Consider the following 5,290-nt stretch of genomic DNA (forward strand, 5'->3'; position numbering starts at 1 on the left):
AGCGGGGTTTCTGGTTGGTGTGTGGTTGTTCTTTGAGAACTCAACAGGGTGCTTGATAAGCCAGTGCCAAATTGTTTTATACCCCGGACTGGTCAGGCCTTTTGGTTTGGCTGGTTGGGATTCCTTTGGCAACACTTTTGTTGCTGGGATGATTGTTCAACAAGTTTTTGTTGGAGAGTTTGATCCTGGCTCAGGACGAACGCTGGCGGCGTGCTTAACACATGCAAGTCGAGCGGAAAGGCCCTTCGGGGTACTCGAGCGGCGAACGGGTGAGTAACACGTGAGCAACCTGCCCTAGGCTTTGGGATAACCCCGGGAAACCGGGGCTAATACCGAATAGGACCTGCTACCGCATGGTGGTGGGTGGAAAGTTTTTCGGCCTGGGATGGGCTCGCGGCCTATCAGCTTGTTGGTGGGGTGATGGCCTACCAAGGCGACGACGGGTAGCCGGCCTGAGAGGGCGACCGGCCACACTGGGACTGAGACACGGCCCAGACTCCTACGGGAGGCAGCAGTGGGGAATATTGCACAATGGGCGGAAGCCTGATGCAGCGACGCCGCGTGAGGGATGACGGCCTTCGGGTTGTAAACCTCTTTCAGCAGGGACGAAGCGTAAGTGACGGTACCTGCAGAAGAAGCGCCGGCCAACTACGTGCCAGCAGCCGCGGTAAGACGTAGGGCGCGAGCGTTGTCCGGATTTATTGGGCGTAAAGAGCTCGTAGGCGGCTTGTCGCGTCGACTGTGAAAACCCGCAGCTCAACTGCGGGCCTGCAGTCGATACGGGCAGGCTAGAGTTCGGTAGGGGAGACTGGAATTCCTGGTGTAGCGGTGAAATGCGCAGATATCAGGAGGAACACCGGTGGCGAAGGCGGGTCTCTGGGCCGATACTGACGCTGAGGAGCGAAAGCGTGGGGAGCGAACAGGATTAGATACCCTGGTAGTCCACGCTGTAAACGTTGGGCGCTAGGTGTGGGGGGCCTCTCCGGTTCCCTGTGCCGCAGCTAACGCATTAAGCGCCCCGCCTGGGGAGTACGGCCGCAAGGCTAAAACTCAAAGGAATTGACGGGGGCCCGCACAAGCGGCGGAGCATGCGGATTAATTCGATGCAACGCGAAGAACCTTACCTGGGTTTGACATCGCCGGAAATCCTCCAGAGATGGGGGGTCCTTCGGGGCCGGTGACAGGTGGTGCATGGCTGTCGTCAGCTCGTGTCGTGAGATGTTGGGTTAAGTCCCGCAACGAGCGCAACCCTCGTTCGATGTTGCCAGCGCGTTATGGCGGGGACTCATCGAAGACTGCCGGGGTCAACTCGGAGGAAGGTGGGGATGACGTCAAGTCATCATGCCCCTTATGTCCAGGGCTTCACGCATGCTACAATGGCCGGTACAATGGGCTGCGATACCGTGAGGTGGAGCGAATCCCAAAAAGCCGGTCTCAGTTCGGATCGGGGTCTGCAACTCGACCCCGTGAAGTCGGAGTCGCTAGTAATCGCAGATCAGCAACGCTGCGGTGAATACGTTCCCGGGCCTTGTACACACCGCCCGTCACGTCACGAAAGTCGGCAACACCCGAAGCCGGTGGCCCAACCCGTAAGGGAGGGAGCCGTCGAAGGTGGGGCTGGCGATTGGGACGAAGTCGTAACAAGGTAGCCGTACCGGAAGGTGCGGCTGGATCACCTCCTTTCTAAGGAGCACCTTCACTCGAAAGGGTGCAAGGAGCCCGCGGCCCGCGAATGCCGGGTCGGGGTGCTCAATGGCGGAGACACTGGTTAGTCGGACGCCGGCAACGGTCACGGATGTCTAGTACACGCCCTTTGGGGTGCAGGAACGACGGATGTGGTGCGGCTGGGGTTCGGCGATAAGCACCCTGTTGGGTCCTGAAAGAACAACCTCGGGTTGTCTTTCAGAGCCATGAGGCGAGCGTGGGCTCGCCGAGGCGCCAGGCATGGCCTGGCCTCGCAAACCGGATCCCCTTGGTTGGGGTTACAGGTGTGGGGCGGTTCGGGTTGTGGGTTGGTCGTTTGTTGAGAATTGCACAGTGGACGCGAGCATCTTTGTGGTCAAGTTGTCAAGGGCGAACGGTGGATGCCTTGGCACCAGGAGCCGATGAAGGACGTGGGAGGCCGCGATAGGCCTGGGGGAGCTGTCAACCAAGCTGTGATCCCAGGGTGTCCGAATGGGGAAACCCGGCACCAGTCATGTGGTGTCACCCGCACCTGAACACATAGGGTGTGTGGGGGGAACGCGGGGAAGTGAAACATCTCAGTACCCGTAGGAAGAGAAAACAAAGAGTGATTCCGTGAGTAGTGGCGAGCGAAAGCGGATTGAGGCTAAACCGGCTGCGTGTGATACCTGTCAGGGGTTGCGTGGTCGGGGTTGTGGGACCCTGCTGAGTGTACTGACATGCACTCGAGGAGTTACAAAGCCAGTTGCTAGCCGAACAGTCTGGAAAGGCTGACCGTAGGCGGTGATAGTCCGGTAGGTGAAAGTGGCTGGTCTCCTGTGGGTGTTCCCGAGTAGCGGCGGACTCCTGAAATCTGCCGTGAATCTGCCAGGACCACCTGGTAAGCCTAAATACTTCCTGGTGACCGATAGCGGACGAGTACCGTGAGGGAATGGTGAAAAGTACCCCGGGAGGGGAGTGAAATAGTACCTGAAACCGTTCGCCTACAATCCGTCGGAGCCTTGCGGGGTGACGGCGTGCCTTTTGAAGAATGAGCCTGCGAGTTAGTGGCATGTGGCGAGGTTAACCCGTGTGGGGGAGCCGTAGCGAAAGCGAGTCTGAATAGGGCGATTCAGTCGCATGCTCTAGACCCGAAGCGGAGTGATCTAGCCATGGGCAGGCTGAAGCGCGGGTAAGACCGCGTGGAGGGCCGAACCCACCAACGTTGAAAAGTTGGGGGATGACCTGTGGTTAGGGGTGAAAGGCCAATCAAACTCCGTGATAGCTGGTTCTCCCCGAAATGCATTTAGGTGCAGCGTCGCGTGTTTCTTGCCGGAGGTAGAGCACTGGATGGTCTAGGGGGCCCACAAGCTTACCGAAATCAGCCAAACTCCGAATGCCGGTAAGTGAGAGCGCGGCAGTGAGACTGCGGGGGATAAGCTTCGTAGTCGAGAGGGAAACAGCCCAGATCACCAGCTAAGGCCCCTAAGCGTGTGCTAAGTGGAAAAGGATGTGGGGTCGCATAGACAACCAGGAGGTTGGCTTAGAAGCAGCCACCCTTTAAAGAGTGCGTAATAGCTCACTGGTCAAGTGGTTCCGCGCCGACAATGTAGCGGGGCTCAAGCACACCGCCGAAGCTGTGGCACTCACACAATAACCTCGCCAGGTCTTGATATCTGGTGCAGGTGTGTGGGTGGGTAGGGGAGCGTCGTGCCGCGAGTGAAGCAACGGGGTGACCTAGTTGTGGACGCGGCACGAGTGAGAATGCAGGCATGAGTAGCGAAAGAAGGGTGAGAAACCCTTCCGCCGGATGACCAAGGGTTCCAGGGCCAGGCTAATCCGCCCTGGGTGAGTCGGGACCTAAGGCGAGGCCGAGAGGCGTAGTCGATGGACAACGGGTTGATATTCCCGTACCCGCGAAGGAGCGACCCTGACGAACCTCGTTGTGCTAACCACCCGAACCGCCGGCGACCTTCGGGTCAATGGTGGGGAGCGTGGGAACCTGGCGGGTAGTAGTCAAGCGATGGGGTGACGCAGGAAGGTAGCTGATCCCGGCCGGTGGTTGTGCCGGGGTAAGCGTGTAGGCCGTGCTGTAGGCAAATCCGCAGCACATATAGGCTGAGACGTGATGCCGAGCCGATTCAGGTGAAGTCAGTGATCCTATGCTGCCGAGAAAAGCCTCTAGCGAGTTCCGAGCGGCCCGTACCCCAAACCGACACAGGTGGTCAGGTAGAGAATACCGAGGCGATCGGGCGAACTGTGGTTAAGGAACTCGGCAAATTGCCCCCGTAACTTAGGGAGAAGGGGGGCCGGAGACGTGAAGCCCCGCGCGGGTGGAGCGTTGTATGGCCGCAGAGAGCAGGGGGAAGCGACTGTTTACTAAAAACACAGGTCCATGCGAAGAAGTAATTCGATGTATATGGACTGACGCCTGCCCGGTGCTGGAACGTTAAGGGGACCTGTTAGCTCTTCGGGGCGAAGCGGAGAACTTAAGCGCCAGTAAACGGCGGTGGTAACTATAACCATCCTAAGGTAGCGAAATTCCTTGTCGGGTAAGTTCCGACCTGCACGAATGGCGTAACGACTTCCCCACTGTCTCAACCACAGGCCCGGCGAAATTGCATTACGAGTAAAGATGCTCGTTACGCGCGGCAGGACGGAAAGACCCCGGGACCTTTACTATAGCTTGACATTGGTATCTGAGTTAGCTTGTGTAGGATAGGTGGGAGCCGGTGAAACTCCAACGCCAGTTGGGGTGGAGGCAATCTTGAAATACCACTCTGGTTGATTCGGGTATCTAACTTCGGACCGTTATCCGGTTCAGGGACAGTGTCTGGTGGGTAGTTTAACTGGGGCGGTTGCCTCCTAAAGGGTAACGGAGGCGCCCAAAGGTTCCCTCAGCCTGGTTGGCAATCAGGTGTTGAGTGCAAGTGCACAAGGGAGCTTGACTGTGAGACTGACAGGTCGAGCAGGGACGAAAGTCGGGACTAGTGATCCGGCACTGGCATGTGGAAGCGGTGTCGCTCAACGGATAAAAGGTACCCCGGGGATAACAGGCTGATCTTCCCCAAGAGTCCATATCGACGGGATGGTTTGGCACCTCGATGTCGGCTCGTCGCATCCTGGGGCTGTAGCAGGTCCCAAGGGTTGGGCTGTTCGCCCATTAAAGCGGTACGCGAGCTGGGTTTAGAACGTCGTGAGACAGTTCGGTCCCTATCCGCCGTGCGCGTAGGATACTTGAGAAGGGCTGTCCCTAGTACGAGAGGACCGGGACGGACGAACCTCTGGTGTGCCAGTTGTCCCGCCAGGGGCACGGCTGGTTAGCTACGTTCGGAAGGGATAACCGCTGAAAGCATCTAAGCGGGAAGCTCGCTTCAAGATGAGGTATCCCACCCACTTTGTGGGGTAAGGCCCCCAGCTAGACGACTGGGTTGATAGGCCGGAAATGTAAGCCCGGTAACGGGTTCAGTTGACCGGTACTAATAGGCCGAGGACTTGACTACTAAGCTGCTACGCGTCCACTGTGCAACTCCCGACAAACGAACAACACCCACCAGGTTTTGGTGGATGGGGTTGTTTGACATGTCGATAGAGTTACGGCGGTCATGGCGGAGGGGAAACGCCCGGT

Annotated in this window: 2 rRNA genes; both read left to right on the top strand. The window is 58.1% G+C overall.

Annotation, left to right across the window (positions count from 1 at the left end):
* Window positions 1–167: 167 nt before the first annotated feature.
* Window positions 168–1,683: ribosomal RNA gene (locus ACY34I_RS40060) — 16S ribosomal RNA — on the top strand.
* A gap of 374 nt (window positions 1,684–2,057) precedes the next feature.
* A 23S ribosomal RNA gene (locus ACY34I_RS40065) occupies window positions 2,058–5,165 on the top strand.
* The 16S and 23S rRNA genes sit together here, the layout of an rRNA operon.
* Window positions 5,166–5,290 lie beyond the last annotated feature (125 nt).

The organism is Micromonospora sp. RTBAU3-60 (assembly GCF_054963695.1).